General features: G+C 62.4%; 17 protein-coding genes. 7 read left to right on the forward strand and 10 right to left on the reverse strand.

Annotation, left to right across the window (positions count from 1 at the left end):
- Positions 1-27 precede the first annotated feature (27 nt).
- Positions 28-333: a hypothetical protein gene (locus J7655_RS03810; protein WP_230926643.1), complete on the reverse strand. Its 306-nt coding sequence runs from the start codon at positions 331-333 to the stop codon at positions 28-30.
- Between the two features lie 146 nt (positions 334-479).
- Positions 480-2,063, reverse strand: a complete 1,584-nt coding sequence (locus J7655_RS03815) for a peptide chain release factor 3 (protein ID WP_230926644.1) — start codon at positions 2,061-2,063, stop codon at positions 480-482.
- Between the two features lie 230 nt (positions 2,064-2,293).
- Here J7655_RS03815 and J7655_RS03820 point away from each other — a divergent pair, with 230 nt between their 5' ends.
- Together J7655_RS03820 and J7655_RS03825 are read left to right on the forward strand one after the other, a co-directional pair.
- Positions 2,294-4,816 carry a PepSY domain-containing protein gene (locus J7655_RS03820; RefSeq protein WP_230926645.1) on the forward strand — a complete coding sequence of 841 codons (2,523 nt, stop codon included), beginning with the start codon at positions 2,294-2,296 and terminating at the stop codon, positions 4,814-4,816.
- Positions 4,817-5,251: 435 nt separating this feature from the next.
- Entirely contained in the window at positions 5,252-6,415 is a 1,164-nt protein-coding gene (locus tag J7655_RS03825) for a type III PLP-dependent enzyme (protein ID WP_143506163.1), read from the forward strand.
- Between the two features lie 310 nt (positions 6,416-6,725).
- On the opposite strand, the gene J7655_RS03830 is transcribed toward J7655_RS03825, so the two are convergent.
- Positions 6,726-7,811, reverse strand: coding sequence for an IS5-like element ISPst12 family transposase (locus J7655_RS03830; protein ID WP_011913346.1), 1,086 nt, complete (start codon positions 7,809-7,811; stop codon positions 6,726-6,728).
- A 206-nt stretch (positions 7,812-8,017) separates the two neighbouring features.
- Between J7655_RS03830 and J7655_RS03835 the strand changes: the two genes are divergently transcribed.
- The 4 genes from J7655_RS03835 to J7655_RS03850 all read left to right on the forward strand — a co-directional run bounded on the left by J7655_RS03835 (position 8,018) and on the right by J7655_RS03850 (position 14,764).
- On the forward strand, positions 8,018-10,321 hold the full coding sequence (locus tag J7655_RS03835; RefSeq protein ID WP_230926646.1) for a TonB-dependent receptor: 2,304 nt from the start codon (positions 8,018-8,020) through the stop codon (positions 10,319-10,321).
- 140 nt (positions 10,322-10,461) lie between these two features.
- Positions 10,462-11,142, forward strand: coding sequence for a Fe2+-dependent dioxygenase (locus J7655_RS03840; RefSeq protein WP_230926647.1), 681 nt, complete (start codon positions 10,462-10,464; stop codon positions 11,140-11,142).
- 82 nt (positions 11,143-11,224) lie between these two features.
- A complete protein-coding gene (locus tag J7655_RS03845; RefSeq protein ID WP_230926648.1) occupies positions 11,225-12,337 on the forward strand; it encodes an alpha-hydroxy acid oxidase in 1,113 nt (370 codons plus the stop codon).
- Positions 12,338-12,553: 216 nt separating this feature from the next.
- Positions 12,554-14,764, forward strand: a complete 2,211-nt coding sequence (locus J7655_RS03850) for a TonB-dependent receptor (protein WP_230926649.1) — start codon at positions 12,554-12,556, stop codon at positions 14,762-14,764.
- 108 nt (positions 14,765-14,872) lie between these two features.
- Here the strand turns inward: J7655_RS03850 and J7655_RS03855 are convergent, their stop codons facing one another.
- From J7655_RS03855 to J7655_RS03885, 7 genes are all read right to left on the reverse strand, one after another.
- Positions 14,873-16,444 (reverse strand): sulfite reductase subunit alpha, encoded by a 1,572-nt coding sequence (locus tag J7655_RS03855; RefSeq protein WP_230926650.1) that lies wholly within the window; start codon positions 16,442-16,444, stop codon positions 14,873-14,875.
- Between the two features lie 146 nt (positions 16,445-16,590).
- The gene (locus J7655_RS03860; protein ID WP_230926651.1) at positions 16,591-17,463 is read right to left on the reverse strand and encodes a DUF4198 domain-containing protein; all 873 of its coding nucleotides are present in this window, start codon (positions 17,461-17,463) and stop codon (positions 16,591-16,593) included.
- A gap of 10 nt (positions 17,464-17,473) precedes the next feature.
- Positions 17,474-17,986 (reverse strand): DUF2271 domain-containing protein, encoded by a 513-nt coding sequence (locus J7655_RS03865; RefSeq protein ID WP_230926652.1) that lies wholly within the window; start codon positions 17,984-17,986, stop codon positions 17,474-17,476.
- 10 nt (positions 17,987-17,996) lie between these two features.
- Positions 17,997-18,596 carry a PepSY-associated TM helix domain-containing protein gene (locus J7655_RS03870; protein WP_230926653.1) on the reverse strand — a complete coding sequence of 200 codons (600 nt, stop codon included), beginning with the start codon at positions 18,594-18,596 and terminating at the stop codon, positions 17,997-17,999.
- Positions 18,597-18,738: 142 nt separating this feature from the next.
- Positions 18,739-20,970 carry a TonB-dependent receptor domain-containing protein gene (locus J7655_RS03875; protein ID WP_230926654.1) on the reverse strand — a complete coding sequence of 744 codons (2,232 nt, stop codon included), beginning with the start codon at positions 20,968-20,970 and terminating at the stop codon, positions 18,739-18,741.
- Between the two features lie 400 nt (positions 20,971-21,370).
- Positions 21,371-21,661 (reverse strand): DUF2218 domain-containing protein, encoded by a 291-nt coding sequence (locus tag J7655_RS03880; RefSeq protein ID WP_230926655.1) that lies wholly within the window; start codon positions 21,659-21,661, stop codon positions 21,371-21,373.
- A 53-nt stretch (positions 21,662-21,714) separates the two neighbouring features.
- Positions 21,715-22,356, reverse strand: coding sequence for an NAD(P)-dependent oxidoreductase (locus J7655_RS03885; RefSeq protein WP_230926656.1), 642 nt, complete (start codon positions 22,354-22,356; stop codon positions 21,715-21,717).
- 97 nt (positions 22,357-22,453) lie between these two features.
- Between J7655_RS03885 and J7655_RS03890 the strand changes: the two genes are divergently transcribed.
- Positions 22,454-23,341, forward strand: a complete 888-nt coding sequence (locus J7655_RS03890) for a LysR family transcriptional regulator (RefSeq protein WP_230926657.1) — start codon at positions 22,454-22,456, stop codon at positions 23,339-23,341.
- Positions 23,342-23,375: the final 34 nt, after the last annotated feature.

Consider the following 23,375-nt stretch of genomic DNA (forward strand, 5'->3'; position numbering starts at 1 on the left):
GGGCAGGTCGCCATTAGGGGCGGCGCTTCAGCAGGGCTTGCCGTTGCTGCGGTTATCGGTCGGCTCCACACACACCTGCTCAACGATGGACTGCACCTGAGGGCTCTTGTCGCGAATGCTGCTGGTGAAGCTGCCGATAAAACGTTCGGCTGCAGCGGCATCGTCAAAGCGACGCGCGCCACTCAGGTTGCCGGTGTAGGAACCGTTGCTGGAGGCGTAGCACTGCGAGTAGCCGTCGCATTTGAGGGCGACCACCCATACCGTCGAGTTGACCAGTACGCCAGCCTGGGTGATACCAGCGGTGAAAAGCAAAGAAAGAAGGGCAGCGCGCATATCGATAACTCCTGTAGTCGAGAAGGCGAGAGTAGCGGGTGACAGGTGTTTCGGCTACTGGACGCCGGCTGGGCCAGCGTCCGTTTCTACATCAGCCACATTAATGCACACGCCGGCTGATGTTCGTGGCCTTGTGCAGTGGGCGATCAGTGATGCTCGCGGGTGGCGCGGAATTTCACTTCCGGCCAACGCTCTTCCATCAGGCTGAGGTTGACGCGCGTCGGGGCCAGGTAGGTGAGGTGACCGCCGCCGTCGATGGCGAGGTTCTCGTAGGCCTTGTCCTTGAACTCCTTGAGCTTCTTCTCGTCGCTGCATTCGATCCAGCGCGCCGACCAGACGTTGATCGCCTCGTAGGCGCACTCGACCTTGTATTCCTCTTTCAGGCGGCTGGCGACCACGTCGAACTGCAGCACACCGACGGCGCCGAGGATGATGTCGTTGTTGCGCTCGGGGAAGAACACCTGGGTGGCGCCTTCCTCGGCCAGTTCCTGCAGGCCCTGGCGCAGCTGCTTGGATTTCAGCGGGTCTTTCAGGCGTACGCGGCGGAATAGTTCCGGGGCGAAGTGCGGGATGCCGGTGAAGCCCAGGTTCTCGCCTTCGGTGAAGGTGTCGCCGATCTGGATGGTGCCGTGGTTGTGCAGGCCGATGATGTCGCCGGCGTAGGCTTCTTCCAGGTGCTCACGCTCGCTGGAGAAGAAGGTCAGGGCGTCGCCAACGCGCACGTCCTTGCCCAGGCGCGCGTGGCGCATCTTCATGCCCTGGGTGTACTTGCCCGAGCAGATGCGCATAAAGGCGATACGGTCGCGGTGTTTCGGGTCCATGTTCGCCTGGATCTTGAACACGAAGCCGGAGAATTTCTCCTCGGTCGGCTCCACAGTGCGCTCGTTGGCGGCGCGCGGCAGCGGACGCGGCGCCCAGTCGACCACGGCGTCGAGTACATGGTCGACGCCGAAGTTGCCCAGCGCGGTGCCGAAGAACACCGGGGTCATCTCGCCCTTGAGGAAAGCGTCGGGCTCGAACTCATGGCAGGCGCCCTGCACCAGCTCCAGCTCCTCGACGAAGCGCTCGTACATGTCGCCCAGGTGGGCACGCGCTTCGTCGGAATCCAGCTTCTGGATGATCTTGGCTTCGGTGCGCTCGTGACCATGGCCCGGGGTGTAGACGATGATGTAGTCGCCGCTCAGGTGGTAGACGCCCTTGAAATCCTTGTAGCAGCCAATCGGCCAGGTGATGGGTGCGGCCTTGATCTTCAGCACCGCCTCGATCTCGTCGAGCAGTTCGATGGGGTCGCGGATGTCGCGGTCGAGCTTGTTGATGAAGCTCACGATCGGCGTATCGCGCAGGCGGCACACATCCATCAGGGCGATGGTACGCGGCTCGACGCCCTTACCGCCGTCGAGCACCATCAGCGCGCTGTCCACGGCGGTCAGGGTGCGGTAGGTGTCTTCGGAGAAGTCTTCGTGGCCGGGGGTGTCGAGCAGGTTGACGATGTGCTCACGGTAAGGGAACTGCATCACCGAGGTGGTGATGGAGATGCCGCGCTGCTTCTCCATCTCCATCCAGTCGGAGGTGGCGTGACGGTCGGATTTACGCGACTTCACGGTACCGGCCACTTCGATGGCCTTGCCCATCAGCAGCAGCTTTTCGGTGATGGTGGTCTTACCGGCGTCCGGGTGTGAAATGATGGCGAAGGTACGGCGCTTGGCGACTTCGGCGGCCTGGGTGGTCATGAATATGTGCCTGGATGGAGTCGTTGAGGGTGCCTTGGCACCCGTAAAACGCGGGATTATACCGATAACTGGCGGCTCTGGCGGAGAGCGGTCATCGGTTTTCAGGCCGTTCGGTAAGTGCTGCGGCCGGGCCTTGTTGCAGATGCGTAAATATCGCGCAAAGTAATGGTTATGAAAATTATTCCCATATAGAGTAGCCGCCCGTCGCAGTGGGTGAGGGTGGCTCCGTCGTGTTCAAGAAAATCATCTTCCAGTTGCACTGGTTCTTCGGTATCAGCGCCGGCCTGGTGCTGGCCGTCATGGGCATAACCGGTGCCCTTTACAGTTTCGAGGGCGAGATCACCCGGGCGCTCAACGCCGAGCGTTGGCAGATTCAGCCCAGCGCACAAGGCCCTCTCACCCCTGGCGAGCTGGCTGCGAAGATCGAGGCCGCCACTGCTGATCGCGTTACCGGGCTGTGGGTCGATGGCCGCCATGACGGGCCTGGCATGGCTTTTCTGTCTCCGCCGCCGGGCGAGCGGCGTGGGCCGCGCATCGTCTTCGACCCCTATACCGGTGAAGTCCTTGCCGAGCCCGTTGGTCAGGACTTCTTCCACCTGATGCTGATGTTGCACCGCTTCCTGTCCATGGGCGAAGTGGGCAAGCAGATCACCGCTGCCAGCACTCTGGCGCTGCTGTTCTTTTGTCTCTCCGGCCTCTATCTGCGTTGGCCGCGCCAGGCCTTGAGCTGGCGTACCTGGTTGACGCTGGACTGGAAGAAGAAGGGGCGTAGCTTCAACTGGGATCTGCACGCGGTCGCCGGCACCTGGGCGCTGCTGTTTTATCTCTGCGCCGGGCTCACGGGCCTGTACTGGTCTTATGACTGGTATCGCGAGGGGCTGACGCGTCTGCTCTCCGACACGCCGACCGAACAGCGTGGCGAGCGTGGTCAGCGCCAGGCGCCCGCTGGCCCTGCGCCGAACGTTGACTACGACGCCGTCTGGCAGAGCATCCAGCAAGCCGCCGGGCCCAAGCTGGTGGCCTGGAACCTGCGCCTGCCGCCAGTGGCGGGGCAGCCAGCGACGGTTTTCTACATACTCGATGGCGCCGAGCATGTGCGCGCCTTCAACCAGTTGCAGCTCGACCCGCAAAGCGGTGAAGTCAGTCGGCATGAGCGCTACGCCGAGAAGAGCTTCAAGGCGCAACTGCTGGCCAGCGTCTACGCCCTGCATGTGGGCGAGTACTTCGGCCTGCCTGGGCGCATCCTGATGATGCTGGCCACGGCGGCCATGCCGCTGTTCTTCATCACCGGCTGGCTGCTGTACCTGGACCGCCGACGCAAGAAGCGCGCGGCCCAGGCGGCGCGCGGTACGCTGAAAACGGATGACTCGGCTGAAGGCTGGCTGGTGGGCTTCGCCAGCCAGAGTGGTTTTGCCGAGCAGTTGGCCTGGCAGAGTGCCGGGCAGTTGCAGGCCGCCGGTATCCCGGTGCGGGTCGAGCCGCTGTCGCGCCTCGATGCTGACAGCCTGCGGCAGACACGCAAGGCGTTGTTCGTGGTCAGCACCTTCGGTGACGGCGAGGCGCCGGACGCGGCGCAGGGCTTCGAGCGCAAGGTGCTGGGTGGCGCGCTGCCGCTCGAACAACTGAGCTATGCCGTGCTGGCGCTGGGCGACCGCCAGTACCAGCACTTCTGCGGCTTCGCCCGGCGCATCAACGACTGGCTGGGTTTGCAGGGTGCGCAGCGCCTGTTCGACAGCGTTGAGGTCGATGGCGCCGATCAGGCCGCGCTGCAGCGTTGGCAACAGCAGCTGAGCGCGCTGACCGGCGCGGCGCCGGTTCGTTTCGAGGAGGCGCCCTGGCAGAGCTGGACGCTGGCTGAGCGGCGCCTGCTCAACCCTGGCAGCCAGGGCGCGCCGGTGTTCTTCATCGGCCTGACGCCACCGGCGCAGAACACCTGGCAGGCCGGCGACATTCTGCAGATTCGCCCGCGCCATGCGCCGAGTGTGGTGGAGTCCTGGTTGCAGCATTCCGGCTTCGAGGGCTTCGAGCCCGTCACGCTCGCGGGGCAAGCGACCAGCTTGCGCGAAGCGTTGGCTGAGCGGCAACTGCCAGACAGCTTCGCCCATCTGGTCGGCCTGCATGCCCAGGCACTGGTCGATGCGCTGGTGCCGTTGGGCACGCGTGAATATTCCATCGCCTCGGTGGCGGCCGATGGTGTGCTGCAGCTGATCGTACGTCAGGCGTTGCAAGCCGATGGCCGTCTGGGGCTGGGGTCTGGCTGGCTGACCGAGCACCTGCCGGACGGTGGTCAGTTGCTGGCGCGGGTAAGACGCAACAGCGGCTTCCACCTGCCGGACGACGACCGCCCGCTGATCCTGATCGGCAATGGCACCGGCCTGGCCGGCCTGCGTTCGCTGCTGCGCGCACGCGCACTAGCCGGGCAGGGGCGCAACTGGCTGCTGTTCGGCGAGCGCAACCGCGCCTGCGACTTCTTCTGTGGCGACGAACTGCAGGCGGCGCTGGCCACCGGCGAGCTGCAGCATCTGGATCTGGTGTTCTCCCGTGATCAGGCGCACAAGCGCTACGTGCAGGATCTATTGCGCGAGCAACACGAGCGCCTGCGTGTCTGGCTGGGCGAAGGGGCTGCCATTTATGTGTGCGGCAGCCTGCAGGGCATGGCCGGCGGCGTCGATGCTGCGCTGCGCGACTTGCTCGGCGACGAGGTGGTGCAGGAGCTGATCGAGGAAGGGCGTTATCGCCGTGACGTGTACTGAGTGGACGAGCGGACGGTGCAAACCGCTCGCTCAAAGGTGCTGCAATGGCACTGAAACACGGCTGCGCCAAACTGGCTGAAAGCCCCGCCTGTTCAGCATTTCAGGGCGTTTTGTGTGATATCCGGAACGAGCTGAAATTAGGCAGAATTTCCGGTTGATCTGCGGGGCGCATGGTCTTAAAGTCCGCGCCCGAACGTCCATGCTGGAAACGATCCATCCGGCTCAAGTACTGACGACGAGAGGTTGCCGGCCGGCGCATGGTCGGTACCGGTGATGCTCGGCGACATGCCTTGGGAAGTAGGCGAACCAAAGTGGGGAAACTGTCAGACGTTCAGGCACGCGCGTTGCGCGGCCACCCCCTACACGTAGCGGAACCTGTGAGCGGTTCTGCTGCCCGAATCCATGTGTTCCCGGTTTAGCCATTGGAGTTCCCGCATGTCGATCAAGGTCGAAGACTATTACGCACCCGCCACTTTCCAGCGCATGAAGGCATTCGCCGATCAGCACGAAACCCCGTTCGTGGTGATCGACCGCCAGATCATCGCTGATGCCTACGATCAACTGGGCACCTGCTTCCCCTTCGCCAAGGTCTACTACGCGGTCAAGGCCAACCCGGCCGTCGAGATCATCGAGCTGCTGCGTGACAAGGGCTCGAGCTTCGACATCGCCTCGATCTACGAGCTGGACAAGGTCATGGCCACCGGCGTCGGCCCCGAGCGCATCAGCTACGGCAACACCATCAAGAAGGCGCGCGACATTCGCTACTTCTATGAAAAAGGCGTGCGCCTGTTCGCCACCGATTCCGAAGCCGACCTGCGCAACATCGCCAAGGCCGCGCCGGGTTCGAAGATCTACGTGCGCATCCTGACCGAAGGCTCCACCAGTGCCGACTGGCCGCTGAGCCGCAAGTTCGGTTGCCAGCCAGATATGGCCTTGGACCTGCTGATCCTGGCCAAGCAACTGGGCCTGGTGCCGTACGGTATTTCCTTCCACGTTGGCAGCCAGCAGCGCGATATCGACGTGTGGGACGCTGCCATCGCCAAGGTCAAGGTGATCTTCGAGCGCCTCAAGGAAGAAGACGGCATCACCCTGCAGATGATCAACATGGGGGGCGGCTTCCCGGCCAATTACATCCAGCGCACCAATGATCTGGAAACCTACGCAGCGGAAATCACCCGCTTCCTCAAGGAAGACTTCGGCGATGATCTGCCGGAAATCATCCTTGAGCCGGGCCGCTCGCTGATCGCCAACGCCGGCGTGCTGGTCTCGGAAGTGGTGCTGGTCGCACGTAAGTCGCGTACCGCCGTTGAGCGCTGGGTGTATGCCGATGTGGGCAAATTCAGCGGCCTGATCGAAACCATGGACGAATCGATCAAGTTCCCCATCTGGACCGAGAAGAAGGGCGAGATGGAAGAGGTGGTGATCGCCGGCCCGACCTGCGACAGTGCCGACATCATGTACGAGCACTACAAGTACGGCCTGCCGCTCAACCTCTCCAGTGGTGACCGCCTGTACTGGCTGTCCACCGGTGCCTACACCACCAGCTACAGCGCCGTGGAGTTCAATGGCTTCCCGCCGCTGAAGTCCTACTACCTGTAAGGCACTGCAAGTCTTGACCCTGGCCGTAGGCCACCCTGCGTAGGGTGGCTGTGATGCCAGGTGACGAACGCCCACCTCGAGTGGGCGTTTTCATGTCTGCCCAGAACACCTCATGTGTAATGAATCGTCGGTCCTGGACGCTCTAGCAGGCCGTTGAAAAACTCGGCTTCAACTGCCCCAACCCGTCCGGTTTGGCGCTTTTTCAAGCGCTTTGGCCTAACGGAGTCCACACAAGGCCTGACTTCAGGCCTTTTTGACAGGTTTCAGCACCACGTTCACGCCTTTCGGCGTTTTTTGGGCGTAACTCGCCCTATACATGCGATCCTCGCCACCAACCCGACAGGCTACCCAGTCGGATCAGGTTGTAGACCGAGAAACCCAGCAATAACTGAGCACTCAGCTTGGCGCGACCGATCAGCTTGGTCTTGCGCAGGCCGCCAACCGTCTTCAGCCAGCCAAAACCTTCTTCGATCCGCTTGCGGATCTTCTGGCTGGCGGCATACCCCGGATGCCGCGTGGTGCGCCCATCGATGGCGCTGCCCTTGCGCTTCTGCGCCACATGCGGTGTCACTTTCAGCTCGCGCGCCCTCTGCACGAAACGCTTCTGGTCGTAATTCTTGTCTGCACCTACCGTGCTGCCCGGCTTGGCCGTGCGCTCCAGCATCTCCAGCGCCGCCTCTACCTCGGCACGTCCATTGAACTCGGTGCATTCCACATCCACGATCAGACCGTTGCGGTGCTCCATCATCGTGTGGGCCATGTGCGCCAGACGACTGGCATCGCCATTGCTCTTGCGCGCCAGCCGGGCCTCGGGATCGCTGGTCGATTGGTGGGTCGCGTTGCTGCGCTTCTCGCCCTTGAAGTCGGCATCGGGGTTGCGCGTGCCATCCTCCGGTGGGTCGCCGCCATCCTTCTTGATAAAGGACTTGTGCGAGGCCCAGGCGTCGATCAGCGTGCCATCGACGCTGAAATGCTCGTTGCTGGCGTACTCGGACCATGCGGCCAGCGACTTGATGCGCTGGAAGAACAGCCGCGCTACATCCTGGTTGAACAAGCGGTCACGGTTCTGGCTGAAGGTCGAGTGATCCCACATGCGCTCGTCCATCGACAAGCCGACGAACCAGCGAAACAGCAGGTTGAAATCAATCTGCTCGACCAACTGCCGCTCGGAGCGAATGGTGTAAATCACCTGCAGCAACGAGGCGCGCAGCAGCCGCTCCGGCGCAATCGAGGCCCGTCCCAGGGTGGAGTACAGCCCGTCGAAGTCCCGATCCATCGAAGCCAGAACGGTATCGACCAGGCCTCGCAGGGGACGCAGCGGGTGATCGTTCGGGATGCGCTGCTCCAGCGTCGTATAACTGAACAGCTCGTTTTGTTTGAGGTCGAGTCCACGCATCGGCTTGGGCTGGCTTCGGCAGAAGAGGATGGCCGCCATTTTGCCAGAGCCACGCGGGCTCTGGCTTTTTTCAACGGCCTGCTAGGGGGCAGGATAAAAGCGTGGATATTTTTGTTACAAACAAGTTGATGTAAATCATTCATAAAGATTGATTAAGATTGAATCTCAAATACTATCGCGCACAGTTTCTATCCGGAGTGACTTTCGTGAGCGATAAACACAACAAGCGTACCCCTTTCCCCCAGCGTCGTTTGCTGGCCTCGGCTGTCAGCCTGGCTCTGCTGTCCGGTTATGCCGTGGCGCAAGAGACGGCGGTGGAACTGGACGACATCACCGTTCAGGGGCAACAGGACAACGGGTTCAAAGCCGACAAGGCGTCCTCTCCCAAGCAAACCGCCGCCCTACTCGATACCCCGCAGACGGTCAATGTCATTCCGGAGACGCTGTTCCGCCAGCAGAACGCCCGTACCCTGACCGATGTGCTGCGCAATACGCCCGGGATCAGCTTCGAGGCGGGCGAAAACGGTTTTGCCACCGGTACCAACAACTTCAGCCTGCGGGGTTTCAACACCAGCGGCAGCCTGTTCATCGACGGTGCGCGTGATAACGGCAGCTACACCCGCGACGTGTTCAACGTCGAGCAGGTCGAGGTGTTCAAGGGGCCGGCAGCCGACAATGGCCGCGGTGGCGCCGGTGGTTACGTCAATCAGGTGACCAAGACGCCAACCCTGGAAAGCTTCATCGCCGGCGGCGCCAGCTTCGGCTTCGATCAGTACGACTCCGAGCCACGCCGCCGTGCCACGCTCGACACCAACCAGATCATCAATGACAGCAGCGCGTTTCGTCTCAACCTGCTGGTCGAGGACAGTGGCGTCGCGGGCCGTGAGCATGCCGAGAAGAACAGCTGGGGTATCGCCCCGTCGGTGGCCTTCGGTCTGGGCACCGACACTCGCGCCATAGTCGCTTACGAGCACGTCGAGATGAACGACCGCCCGGATCTGGGTGTGGCCGGCGTCACCCTGCGTGACCAGCTCAAAGGCGCCAACACACCACTCGATTCCTCGGTGTGGTCGGCCGATCGCGACAAGTACTTCGGCCTCAAGTCCGATTTCGACGACACCACCAGCGATGCGCTGATGTTCCGCCTCGAACATGATCTGTCCGCTGGCGTCACCCTCAGCAACCAGACACGTCTGGCCCGCGTTGATCGCCAGGCGCGCTACACCCACGTACTGGATGACGACAACAATGCCAATGCTGCGCTGGTCAATGTACAGCGTCAGCAGTATGACCGCGTCAACACCTCGCTGAGCAACCTGACCAACCTGTCCACTCAGTTCGATACCGCAGGATTGCGCCACAACTTGTCGGCAGGTTTGGAACTGAGCCGTGAAAAGTCTGAGTCGCTGGGCTTCCAGTCGCAGACACTGCCGGGGCTGGTCAATGTCTTCGATCCGGATTGGGAGCGCAGCGTGCCAGCGGCATTGGCCCCGCGCGATCGCACCAAGGTCGATGTGGATACGGCGGCGCTCTATGTCTACGACACCATCGAGATCAACCCCCAGTGGCAGGTGACCGGTGGTCTGCGTCTCGAGCAGTACCAGGCGAGCATCAGCAACAAGCGTCTGGATGGCGCTGCTGCGCCGGGCGATGACTTCGATGACACCGAGCTGAGCCTCGGTGGCAAGTTGGGTGTGGTCTACAAGCCACTGCCCAACGGCAGCGTTTATGCGGCCTACGGTGTGTCCACCCAACCGCCGGGTTCCTACCTGTCCAACTCGGATATCTCCCGTAGCGACCAGGGCTTGCCGGCGTTGATCAAGGGCGCCGATCCGGTGCGTGCGCACAGCTACGAGATCGGCACCAAGTGGGACTTCTTCGACAAGCGCCTGTCCACCACTGCCGCGCTGTTCTACACGGAGAAGAAGAAGGTGGCGATCACCGGGCTGGACGTGGGTCAGACCGGGCCTGCCACACTCAAGGGCTATGGCGAACAAGTGGTTAAAGGCCTTGAGCTGGGTGTCAGTGGCAAGATCACCGACAACTGGGATGTCTTCGGCGGCATCGTGTTCATGGACAGCGAGCGCAAGCACAGCGCGTATCTGGATGACGTGCGTCGTCGTGCCAACAGTGGCGACTACGGCACTGAGCTGCGCACCGATGTTGACGAGCTGGCTTTCACGCCCAAGGTCTCCGGCAACCTGTGGACGACTTACCGTCTGCCTGTCGGCCTGACTCTGGGGCTGGGCGCCCAGCATGTCGGCTCGTCCTACCTGGGGCGTCCGGATGACGTCGAGCGTATTGTCGCCAACGGTCGCTACGGCCGTGTGCCGAGCTACACCACCTTCGCCGCGATGGCCAGCTATGAGGTCAATGCCAATGTGGATGTGCGCCTGAACATCGACAACCTCACCAATGAGGAATATGTCAGCTCGGCCAACTGGCAGGGGCGCCGTGCCTTGCTGGGTGATCCGCGTACCTTCACCCTGAGCACCAACTTCCACTTCTAAGCACGCTTGAGTGCCAGACGCCCTGATTGCCACGCAGTCGGGGCGTTTTCATTTTTGCGGTAGCAGATCGGACTTCTTTCCGGGTGCTGCTGCCCTTTAGAATCATTCGCAACGGCGACTGGCCCTGGAGAACCCCGAACATGATGCTGAGCATTCCCGGCGTGCTGAATGCCGAACAACTACGGCAATGCCGCGCCGCGCTTGAAGGTGGCAACTGGCAGGATGGCCGGTTCACCGCCGGGCATCAGGCGGTGAACGTCAAGGCCAATCAACAGCTCGCTCAGGACGATCCGCTGACCCAGCAACTGGGTGATTTCATCCTGGCCTGCCTGGCCCAGCATCCGCGTTTCATGGCCGCTGCGTTGCCACTGAAAGTGGTGCCGCCGCGTTTCAATCGCTATGCCGAAGGTGGCACCTACGGTGACCACATCGACAATGCGGTATTCAGCGTGCCGGGCACACCGCATCGGATTCGTGCCGACCTCTCGGCGACTCTGTTCTTCAGCGAACCGGACGAATATGACGGTGGCGAGCTGGTCGTTCACGACCATTTTGGCAGTCACCGGGCCAAGTTGCCCGCTGGCCATTTGCTGCTCTATCCCAGTGGCAGCCTGCACCGGGTCGAGCCGGTGACACGGGGGGCGCGCCTGGCAGCGTTCTTCTGGGTGCAGAGCCTGGTACGTGAGGAGCCTCAGCGCAGCGTCCTGCTTGAGTTGGATGACAGTATTCAGGCGCTGCGTGAGCAGGTACCCGACAGTCCCGAACTGGTACGACTGACCGGGATCTACCACAACCTGTTGCGGCAATGGACGCAGACGTGAGCCAGCTCCGCGCTTTCTGGGCTGCATGTCCCGGATTGCATCCGGTCTACGAATCGACGATGACAACGCGCTGAGAATCGCCATGACCTTGCCCAAGTTGCAGCAGATCCCGTCCACCATCGCCGCCGTAGCCGACTATGAGCCTTATGCCCGCGAACGCATGAGCGAACAGGCCTGGGCCTATCTGGCCGGCGGCGCGGCGGATGAACTGACCCTGGCGGATAACCGGGCGGCGTTCGAGCGCCTGCGTCTGCGTAGCCGAGTGCTGCAAGACCTGAGCGCTGGCAATACGCGCCTGCGCCTGTTCGGTCAGGACTTCGATCATCCGATCTTTCTTGCACCGGTGGCCTACCAGAAGCTCGCCCATCCTGATGGTGAATTGGCCAGCGTGCTTGCGGCTTCAGCGTTGGGGGCCGGCATGGTGGTCAGCACTCAGGCCAGTGTCGAGCTGGAAGCCATCGCGGCGCAGGCGCAGGCGCCGCTTTGGTTCCAGCTGTATATCCAGCCGGATCGCGCATTCACTGCGGCCTTGATCCATCGAGCAGAAAGCGCCGGTTACCAGGCGCTGGTGCTGACGGTGGATGCCCCGGTCAACGGTGTACGCAATCGCGAGCAGCGCGCCGGTTTCGCCTTGCCGGCGGGTGTCGAGGCAGTCAATCTGCGTGGGATGCGACCCTTGCAGGCACAGGCCGATCCGCAGAACGGCAGCCTGCTCCTGGGCGGCCCGTTGCTGGCGGCTGCGCCGACCTGGCGCGACCTCGCCTGGCTGCGCGAGCAGACGCGTTTGCCGATTCTGCTTAAGGGCATCATGAGCGGGGTCGATGCCGAGCAGGCGCTGGCGGCGGGCATGGATGGGCTGATCGTTTCCAACCATGGCGGTCGCACACTCGATGGTCTGCCTGCAACCATCGATGTGCTGCCCGAAGTCGCTGCGGTCGTGCAGGGTCGGGTGCCGCTGTTGCTCGACGGCGGTATTCGGCGTGGCAGTGACATCTTCAAGGCGTTGGCGTTGGGCGCCGATGCGGTACTGATAGGCCGGCCGTACGTGTATGGCCTGGCTACGGCTGGCGCTGTTGGCGTCGCCCATGTGCTGCAAATACTGCGCGCCGAGCTGGAAGTGGCCATGGCGTTGACAGGCTGTCGGAACCTGCAAGCAATTGCGCCCCAGTCAATCTGGAGTGCCCCCCGTGGCTGAGCGAGGGATCGATCATGCTAGAGGCAGGCTGTTCATTGGCGGAATCTAATTAATATTGATTCTTGTTTGACATTGAAATATTTACAAATACTATACCTGCGCCCACGGCGCTGAATGCCGACGGGCTGTCTGCCGCTTGCTCTGCGGAAACTCAGGCGTAGTCATGTGTGAGTTTTTTGTAAATAATTATCAATAGCTAACGATGGGTCATATTGAATGAGTGCCAGGAATAACTACCAAACCCTGCCTGCCAAACGTCTGTTAGTGACTGCTATCGGGGTAGCCGTTGCGTCGCTTGCGCTGCCGGTAATGGCTGCCGAGTCGGTAAAGCTCGATAGCGTGACCGTCAAAGGAGAGCGCCAGGAGGGCTTCAAGACCAGCGAGTCGTCTTCGGTCAAGTACACAGCCCCCTTACTCGATACACCGCAAACCGTAACGGTAGTACCGCAGAAGGTGATTGCGCAGCAGCAGGCGTTGAGTCTGCGCCAGGTCTTGTCGAACGTTTCGGGTATCACTTTCACCGCAGGCGAGGGCGGTGGCGGTTCAGGCGACAGCATCAATATTCGTGGTTTCGGTGCCAACGCCAATATGCAGATCGACGGGTTGCGCGACAGCACCCAGACCAACCGTACCGACACCTTCAATATCGAGTCGGTCGAGGTGATCAAAGGGCCCAACTCGGTATTCGGCGGCAGTGGGACCACCGGTGGCTCCATCAATCAGGTCACCAAAGCGCCGGTACAGCGCGATTTCACTCGCCTCGGCGCTAGCCTGGGTACCGACAGCTATCATCGCCTGACACTCGACAGCAATCAGACGCTGGAGGATGTCGGCGTCGACAGCGCGTTCCGTTTGAACCTGATGACACACGAAAACGATGTGCCCGGTCGTGAGCAGATCGACCGCAAGCGTTGGGGCATCGCACCTTCGCTCGCGCTGGGGCTGAGTGAGGACACGCGCCTGACGCTCAGTTACTTCCATCAGACCGATGATCAGTTGCCCGATTATGGTGTCCCGGCAATCGATGGCAAGAAGATCGCCGGTGTCGACCGTGACGCCTATTTCGGTTGGAAGAATCTGGACAAGGACGACATCAAGACCGATGCCTTCACGGTCAAGTTCGAGCACACCTTCAACGACAGCCTGAGCCTGCAGAATCTGACGCGCTACAGCCTGATCGACCGCAATACGGTGATCTCGGCTTCTCACGTCAACACCACGGGTGTGCCGGCAGGTAACTATCGCCCCGCCGGCCCGCAGGCTTACGGGCGTGATATCAACAGTGAGTTGCTGATCAATCAGACCAACCTGCGCGCCGACTTCGAGACCTTGGGGTTGTTGCACAGCCTGGCCACCGGGGTCGAGGTATCGCGTGAGCACTTCGATCTGAAGACCTACAACCACGGCCTGGGCTCAGGCGCAGCCGCGTATCCGGGTAACGGCTATTCGCTGGACAATCCGCCGGGTTACTGGGCTGGCCCGGCCAACAAGACATTCACTGCCGACACCTCGACGCGCCTGGACAATCAGGCTGTCTACGTCTTCGACACCATTGCCCTGAACCCGCAATGGGATGTGAATCTGGGGCTGCGCTACGACTGGATCGAGGGTGACTACGAAAGCACGGCGCTACCGTCAGGTGCGCTAACCACGCTTGATACCCGTGATGAAAAGCTCAGTGGACGAGCCGGCCTGGTCTACAAACCCACCGATAATGGGCGCATCTATGTGGCCTACGGCACCTCGTTCAATCCATCGGCCGAGTTCCTGGTGACCACGGGCGGTGGAGTGTCGGCAGCGACCGCCGATCTGTCGCCGGAAAAGAACAAGACCTGGGAGCTGGGCACCAAGTGGGAACTGCTCGACAAGCGTCTTGAGGTCGATGCCGCGCTGTTCCGGGTGGAAAAGTCCAATGCCCGAGAAACCATGGCTGACGGCAGCACCCAGCTGGCCGGCGAACAGCGTGTGCAAGGTATCGAGCTGGGCCTGACGGGCCACATCACCGAGCAGTGGGATGTGTTTGCCAATTACACGGTACTGAGCAGCGAAACCCTCAAGGCTGCGGACACAGCCGCCGGGATCGCGCGCGAGGGGCAGGCGTTGGCCAATACGCCGCCGCGTTCGTTCAACCTGTGGACGGTCTACGAGCTACCCGCCGGATGGTCCCTGGGTTATGGCGCACGTTACGTTAGCGAACGTAATGTCAGCTCCAGTGGCAGCGCCAAGCTCGACGCGTACTGGCTGCATAACGCCATGGTCGGCTATGCGGTCAATGAAAACCTGGATCTGCAGCTGAACCTCAACAACCTCTTCGATGAGGACTACGTCGAGCGCGTGCGCCAAACGCCAGGCACCTCGGCGCGTTCGTCCGCTATCGAATACGGTGATGGTCGCTCGGCCATTCTGTCGGCGACCTACAGCTTCTGAGGCTGAGGCCGCGCGTCCTGAGACAACACGCCCCGACTGGTTCGGGGCGTTCTTGTCTGAGTGTTTGGCGCAATATCTTGTCCGCGTCGTGTCTTGAAGGACAGCAGACTAGTAAAGGTCGCGCCGGTAACGTCCGGCTTCGCGCAAGGCCGTCACCTGCTGCTGGCCGAGCAATCCGTGCAGCAGCGCATCGACCTCTTCGCCCATGCCTTGCAGGCTGCCGCACAGCAGCAGGCTGGCGCCACGTTCGATCCAGGCGCGCAGCTCATCAGCAGCGTCGCGCAGCAGGTGCTGTACGTAGACCGCTTGCGCCTGATCGCGGGAAAACGCCAGGTCGAGACGGCTGATGTGGCCGCTGCGCTGCCAGGTGCGTAGCTCGTCGGCGAAGAACAGGTCGCAGGCGGCGTTGCGTTCGCCGAACAGCAACCAGTGGCCATGCTGGCCCAGGCGCTCACGCTCGCGCAGGTGGGCGCGCAGGCCGGCCAGGCCGGTGCCGTTGCCGATCAGGATCAGCGGGCCGCTGGCTGTCGGCAGGTGAAAGCTCGGGTTGCTGCGAATACGCAGCTCGACAGCCCCGCCGATGGGCGCGTATTGGCACAGCCAGCCGGAACCCAGGCCGGGCTGGCCTTTGGCGTCCTGCAGCAGGCGCACCAGCAATTCCAGCGCGCCGTCATCAGGCAGCGAGGCGATGGAGTAGTCACGATGCGCCAGCAGGGGCAGCGTTTGCAGCACGGCTTCGGCATCCAGGCCGCGCAGGCTTTGCAGGTCATCCGGCAATTGCCGGCGAGCCAGTTGTGCGCTCAGGGATTGGCCATCGCCAAGGCGTAGCTGGCCATCGAGCTGGAGCGTGCGCAGCAACGCCTCGACTCGCTCGGTCGGCTGGCAGGGGGCGACTTCGGCGATATCGCCGGCTTGCCAGGCCGGCATGTAGTCTGTTGGCTGCAAGCGCAGGTGGAACGCGGGGCGCCCTTGGCTGGTGGGGTTCATACAGTGACGTGCGAGCAGTTGCCAGGGCTGGTAATCGGCTGCCTGCCAAGCGGCGAAGTGCTGCCCGCCAGCCAGCACGCCGAGTTGCTGCTGCCACTGACGCAGCACGGCCGGGTCGCCACGGTCGGCTTCCAGGCGGTCGAACAGGGGATTCGCGCCGAGGCCTTGCAGTCGCTGGTCCAGTTGCCTAGCAAAACCACAGAAATGCCGATATTGGCGATCCCCCAGGCCGAGCAGGGCGAAGTCGAGCCGGCTCAGGTCCGGTTGGGCCTGGTCGAGCTCACGCAGCCAGCGCGCCGCGTGATCCGGCGCCTCGCCTTCGCCGTAGGTGCTGGCTATCAGTAGCAGGCGGCTGCTGGAGGCCAGGCGTTCGGCGCGCAGGGCATCGCAGGGCAGTGCCTGTGCAGCGATGCCGGCGCTGCGCAGTTGTTCGGCGCTCAGCTCGGCAAATGCCCGCGCCTGGCCGCTCTGGCTGGCGTAGGCGACGAACAAGGGCTCGCCTGTCTCGCTGACGGGGACGGCGCAGGCGGAGCGGGGACGCCAGCTTCGCACGCAGATCCCTAGCCAGGCGAGCACGGCCAGCGCGGCGCTGATGTGCCGTGGCGGCTGCAGCCAGAACAGCAGGGCGGCCAGGCTCAGGCAGGCAAGTGCGGGCCAGTAGCGCTGCAGGAAGGGGGCGAGTTGGGGCGTCATGATGATCCGTGGTGCGGCTGCAATTCAGGAGGGGCGTGGTGCTCATTCCCGGATTGCATCCGGGCTACGGTGGCTGCATACCCGCAATGGTTGCCGCAGGTGTGCAGGATGCGCCCCCTGGTCATGTGCGAAGGGGGCGCATTGGCTCAGGGGGCGAGCACTTCGAGGGTTGCGCTGTAGCTGGCGCGGCGGCGGGTGGCGGGCGCCTGTGCCTGGTCGCTTTCCAGCTCGGCTTCCAGCCAGTACATGCCGGCCTCGGGCCAGGTGATGCTGACACGGCCCTGGGCATCGCTCTTCAATTCGATCTCGCCGAGCTGGTCGCGATAGCGGTTGCCGCCGGGGATCACACTCACTGCCACATCAGCGGCAGGCTTGCCGTCGAGCAGCAGGATGAACTCGGCCGCTTCGCCCGCGAACAGGTCATTGGGGTGGGTCACCGGCTGCAGTTCCAGACCCTTGCCGGTGGTGGACAGCACGGTGTCGGTGGTTTTGCCGGAGGTGACGAAGACTTCCATACGACTGGAGGTCTGGCTGACCTGCAACTCTTCGGCGGCCGCCGGGATTTCCTTGGCCAGGGCCTCGGCGCTGCCCATCCAGCGCCGCTGTTGGCCGTTCTCCTTGTAGGAGGCGAACAGGCCGTGGTTGGTGATGCTCAGCTTGTAGGTGCCCTTCTGTGAAAGGGGTAGGTCGAAGCTGCTGCGGTAGCGGCCGATATGGCCATTTTGCGGTTGCAGCAGGCTGCCGTCCGGTGCCTGGATCTGCAGTTGCGCGGCCGGGCGCAGACGCATGCCGGGTGGCCCACCGGCCGGTGCTTGATCCATTGCGCCGACACCGGCGATACGCAGCGGGAAGTGCTCGAAGTAGAACAGATCATTGGAGACGGCGGCGTCGACGGTGATCCACGGCTCCTCACCGGACAGTACGGTGGCCGAGGGCAGCATCCAGGCGCGGTGCGCCTGAGCGGAGAAAGGCAGGCACAGGGCCAGGGTCAGTGCGGCCCATTTGCAGGTCTTGTTCATGGTGATTTCCTTATGGGGTGAGTTCGAGGGTGATGGCGCCCAGCTCGTGCTGGCCCTGGGCGCTGGCCTGGTTGCGCTGCTGCGGCGGCCAGGTGAACGGCACACGCAGCAGTTCGCGGCCGCCCACTTCGCGTGCAGCCTCTACGACCAGTTGGTATTCACCCGCCGCCAGGTTCTGCAACTGCGGGCTGTCGCTGGCGAAGCTCAGGCTGTGCTTGCCTACGGCGCGGGTGGCGCCGCTGATGCCATCGACCGGCATGTCCAGGTTGCGCCCGCTGCGGCGCCACCACTGGCGCAGATCCTTGAGCCATTTCTCGCCCTCGGCATCCTTCATCTTCATGTCGTACCACACCGTCAGATCGGCGGCGTGACGGTTGCCCGCATCCTCCAGCCAGACGGCCACATAGGGGCGGTGGTATTCGGCGACCTGCAGGCGCGGGATCTCGACCTCGACGGTCATCTGTGCCGCCAGCAGCGGGGCGCTGAGCAGGCTGGTAAAGGCGAACAACAAGGGTCTGGACATGGCCACCTCGTCAATGGATGAAAACAAGCGCCAGCAGCAGCGGCAGCAACAGGCCCAGACCCGTGAGTGGCCAGGTCGAGGGGCGGCTGCCGGCATGGCGGTGCAGGAGCAGCAGGCCAGTGAGGCTGAACAACACGCAGACTGCGGCGAAGATATCGATGAGCCAGCTCCAGGCCGTGCCGGTATGGCGGCCCTTGTGCAGGTCGTTGAAGTAAGCGATCCAGCCACGGTCGGTGGCTTCGTATTCCAGCTCGCCGGAGTGCAGATCGAGGCTCAGCCAGGCGTCGCCACCTGGGCGCGGCAGGGCGATATACAGCTCGCCATCCGACCACTCGGCGCTACGCCCGTCGAGGCGCACTTGCAGGCTCTGCTCCAGCCATTGACGCAAGGCCAGCGGCAAACCCTGATTGGGCGTTTGCTGCAGCAACTGCGCCTGCAACTCGGCGGGCAGTTGCGCCTGCCGCTGCTGTACCTGCGGGCGGGCTTCGATCTGCCCGGCGTGGTTGAGGGTGATGCCGGTGATGGCGAACAGCAGCATGCCGGCCAGGCAGAGCGCGGAACTGATCCAGTGCCATTGGCGCAGGGTGCCGAGCCAGGGGAGTCGGGGCATGTGCAGCGTGCTCGAAAGAAGGAGGCGGGGATTCTATTCCGGGTGTTTCTGAGGCTGGTTCTTATTGGCAAGGGCTATGCGTTCGTCTGCCGATGACGTTCACCAGTGAAGCCGCCGCTCCGGATGGAGCGGCGGCATGGCATCAGAACTCGATAACCGTCGACAGCCAGAGACGGCGACCTTCCTCGAGGGTGCCACTGGTGGACTGCGCGATCTGCGTATAGTCCGAGGCCCAGCCGGTGGTGCCGGTGTTGGTGGTGTAGTAGCTGCCGCTGGTGAAGTCCCGGTCGAACAGGTTGTAGATCGTGGCGCTGAAGGTCACGTTCTGCGAGGCCTTGAAGGAGCCGCCGAGGTGGAAGACCTCATAGGCTTTCAGATCACCGACTGCGTCGAACAGGGTCTGGTTTGCGGCAGTCAGGTTCTCGTAGCGATCAGTAAAGCGAGCGCGTTCGCCGCGATATTCGCCTTTGAACCACAGTGTCAGGCGGTCATTGGCTGCCCAGCTCAGGCGAGCGTGAGCCATATGCTCGGGGGTGTTGGTGAGTGGCGCGCCCTTGTTGATGCCACTTTTCTGCTCGCTGTCGGTGTAGGTGTAGTTGACGGCCAATGCCCAGGCAGGGGCGAACTCCCAGCGGCCTGCAACCTCGACACCCCGGGTGACGGCTTCGCCGATATTCACGCTCTGGGCGAAGTTCTCCTGAGTGAAGCCCGAGCCGTAGCTTACGCAGCCTGGCTGATTCGGATTCGCCGTGTAGAAACAGTTGGCCAGCGGGGTGCCGTCATCGATCTTGTCCTTGAACTTGTTATGGAACAGGGTGACGTTGGCGTTGAAGTCGGAAAGGTTGTCGTAGTACGCACCGATCTCGGTGTTGGTGGTGATTTCCGGATCAAGGTCGGGGCTACCGATAGTGATTGTCGAACCCTGGCCCGTTACACCATTGATGCCGTCATGCAACTGGTTGAGTGTCGGGGTCTTGTAGCCACGGCTTACGCCGCCCTTCAGGGTCCAGGTGTCCGTTGTGTTCCACACCAGGTAGGCGCGCGGGCTGATATGGCCACCAAAGGCTTCATGATCCTCGTAGCGCGCGCCCAGAGTCAGTGCCAGGTCTTCACGCAGGCGCCACTCATCTTCGGCGAACAGCGCCCAGGACGTTTGCTGGAAATCCTTATCCGCGATGCTGTCGGTGACCTTGGCGTCCCACCACTGGGCGCCGATGGTTGCGATGTGAGATTCCCCCAGCGGGGCGACCAGCTTGCTATCGACAACCAGGTCGGTTGACTTCAGCTTGCGGTCGTCACCGATGATGATCGACGGGAAACCGGTGTAGGCGTTACCAATCGGGTTACCTGGAATGGTGCGGCCCAAGGTTTCCGTGGTGTTGTGGGTGACGCTGCTTTCCAGGGTGCCGAAACTCAAACGCCCGGTATGGCTGAGGGCGATCTGATCGCGTTCGAAGCGCAGTTCATCCTTGTAGCCATTGGCTCGCAAAGGCGCATTGGTGGTACAGCCATCGGTTGCGCTGCCGCCGTTCTTGCCATCGAGATTGCCCAACTGACAGTTATCGTTGTTGTAGACCTGACGGCCACGTTCGAAGTCGAGGGCGAAATCATTGGATTCGTTCGGGGTTAGCGTCAGGCGCGTACCGAAGGTTGTATTACGGCCTTCGACGGGCGATGCACCGCGTTTACTGACAGTGCTGTTGTCATCGAACTGCAGATCGGATTCGCCCCGGTCATACAGGCTGCCACGTACGGCGAGCCCCAGTAGACCTTCGACCAGTGGGCCGCTGGCGTAGAGGCTGGTACTGCTTGCCTCGCCGTAATCGCGGTTTTCCTGGAACGTATGATCCAGGCTCAGGCTTGCTCCCCATTCCTGGGCGACCTTGCGCGTGATGATATTGACTACGCCGCCCATGGCATCGGAGCCGTACAGGGTCGACATCGGCCCGCGAATGACCTCGATGCGCTCGATAGCGGACATGGGCGGCATGAAGCTGGTAGCGGTTTCGTTGAAGCCATTGGGCGTGACATTACCGGCGGTGTTCTGCCGACGGCCGTCAATCAGAATCAGGGTGTAGTCGCTGGGCAGGCCGCGAATGCTGATATTCAGACCACCAGTCTTGCCCGTGCCCTGGCGCACGTCGATGCCTTCCACATCTTCCAGTGCCTGTGCCAGGTTGCTGTAGCGCTTCTGCTGCAATTCCTCGCGGCTGATCACGCTGATGCTGGCGGGGGCTTCGGTGATCTTCTGCTCGAAGCCGGAGGCGCTGACGACCACATCGCCAAGGGCGATAGGCTCGTTGGCCTGGGCGCCGAAGCTGGCGGCCAAGGCAATGGCGCTGGCCAATGCGGTGCGGGAATTGAGAGCGGGCATCGATCTACTCCTGGCAGTAAGGGGGTGCAGTCGTAAGACTTGCGAACGGCCGGGATGATAGTGATTTGCATATAAGGTTCAATTGCGGATGATATCGAGAAACCTGGAATTGCTCCGCAAGTGCCGTGAATGCTGGCTTGCGGGGAGGTGTAAATTTTGTAAATGCGACTGATTCTTGATGATTTGAAGGGCTTTGCGTCTGTTTCTGGCCTGCATGAGTTGCTGTCGACAGGAGGCTTGTACGCTGTCCGGCCGTGAGTGGGCGTGGCGCTCGGTCAAGGGTTCGTGGTGGCGGATCTATCGCGGTCAGGCGGGTTGTGAAACACCCTCAACCGTCACGCCCGCGAAAGCGGGAGCCCGGTGCCCGTCGGTCCCGGCATGACGGCTTTTGCAGTGTTTCCTAGCAGGCTTGCCAGTCCAGGGTCAGCTCTTCCTGCCAGACGAAGCGTTCGAAGTGACTGCCGACGATACCCTGCAGGCGCTGCAGGTCTTCGCTGTTGTCGCTTTGTACCTGCAGGCGCAATCCCTGATTTTCTGCCTTGAGGGTGGCCAGGCCTGAAGTGAACGTGATGTTGCCCTGATGCTCGTCGAAGCTGACCGGGATCTTGTGCGCGAAGTGTTTGCACAGTCGGCTGATATAGCGGGCCGGGGTGTCGGTTGCCACGAAGGCCGTGCTGCTGAATGAAGTCATGAGGAAACCTCTCGGAAGATGATTGTGCTGTGAGTACGCCGCGTCAGCGGCGTTCAGTACGCCAGGGTAAAACGCTGACGGATGTGTTGCGGCTGCTCGGTTTCGTCGAGCATTGCCACGGCGAGGTCGGCGACCGAAATGCTGCCCGGCTCATCGCCATTGCTCAGCAACTCATCACGGCCCAGGCGGAACTTGCCGGTACATGGGCCTGGAACCAGCAGGGCAGCGGGGGAGACAAAGGTCCACTCCAGCGCCTGTTCGTCACGCAGGATGTTCAGCACCTGGCGTGCGCCCTCGGCGCCTTCCTTGTACTCGGCGGGGAAATCAGGCGTATCGATCAATTGAACGCCAGGCGCGACGTACAGGCTGCCAGCGCCACCGACCACCAGCAGACGCCTGATGCCGGCCTGCTTGCTCGCGGCGATGATCGAGCGGCTACCCGCGATGAACTGCTCACGGATGTCCGCCACGCCCCAACCCGGGTTGAAGGCGCTTATCACCACGTCATGCCCATTGAGCTGTTCGCTCAGTGTGGCGCTGTTGTGTACGTCAGCTTGTACGGGGTTGAGCTGAGGGTGTGCGGCCAGTTTGTGTGGATGACGCACCAGAGCGCTGACCTGATGGCCACGATTCAGCGCCTCGTCCAGTAGCGGTGTGCCGACGTAGCCTGTGGCACCGATCAGGGCGATTTTCATGGAGACCTCGTGCAGTGAAGGTGGATACATCATCGCTGCTGGATAAACACGAGAAAAAGTGGCCTTATGCACTTGGATAATTAAGTGAGACTTCATAATGGAGCAGCTCAAGCGTATGGCGCTGTTCGCCACGGTGGTGGCCAGGGGCTCGATGGTTGGCGCTGCCGAAGCCCTGGGCATGACGGCCTCGGCGGTCAGCCAGCAGGTTCGCCGGCTCGAAGAGGCCACCGGCGTTACCCTGCTGCATCGCACCACCCGCAAGCTGACCCTGACCGAAGCCGGCGCGACCTTCTACGAGAGCTGCCGGCAGATCGTCGAACTGGCTCAGCAGGCCGAACAGCGCCTGGCCGAACAGCGTGATGCGCCGGTGGGGGAGTTGCGCGTCGCCGCACCGGTTGGCTTTTCCGGGCCGCTGTTGTGCGAGGCGCTGGCACCCTTGCTCAGTGCTCATCCGGGGCTGAGCCTGAGCCTGTTCTTTCAGGATGAGCAGATCGATCTGATCGAGTCGCGCATCGACCTGGCCATTCGCGTCGGCCTGCAGGAAGACTCCAGTCTCATTGCCCGTCATGTCACCGACTGGCGCATGCTGCCATGCGCTGCTCCGGCCTATCTGGCACGTAGCGGTATGCCCGTGGCACCGGAGCAGCTGCTCAGGCTCGACTGGATAGGCCTGCGGCATGAGCGCAGCCAGCACCTGACCCTGCAGGGGCCAGCAGGTGCGCAGCAACGCCTGCGCCTGGAGACGCGCATCAGTTGCAACAACATCCTGGCTGCGCGGCAGTTCACCTTGGCGGGGATGGGCGTGTCGCTGCAGCCCGAGCCGGAGATTCGTGATCTGCTCGGTCGCGGTGAGCTGCTGCCCTTGCTGCCAGACTGGCGCCTGGAGCCCATCGGCCTCTATCTTGTCACGCCAAGGCGCGATGCTCAGCCGGCCAAGGTGCGTTATGCCATGGAGGCGCTCAGGCGGCATCTGCTGAGTGCCTGATGTGCTGCCTCGTGCAATCTGTGCCGCTATCTAC

The organism is Pseudomonas wenzhouensis (genome assembly GCF_021029445.1).
Taxonomy (GTDB): Bacteria; Pseudomonadota; Gammaproteobacteria; order Pseudomonadales; family Pseudomonadaceae; genus Aquipseudomonas; species Aquipseudomonas wenzhouensis.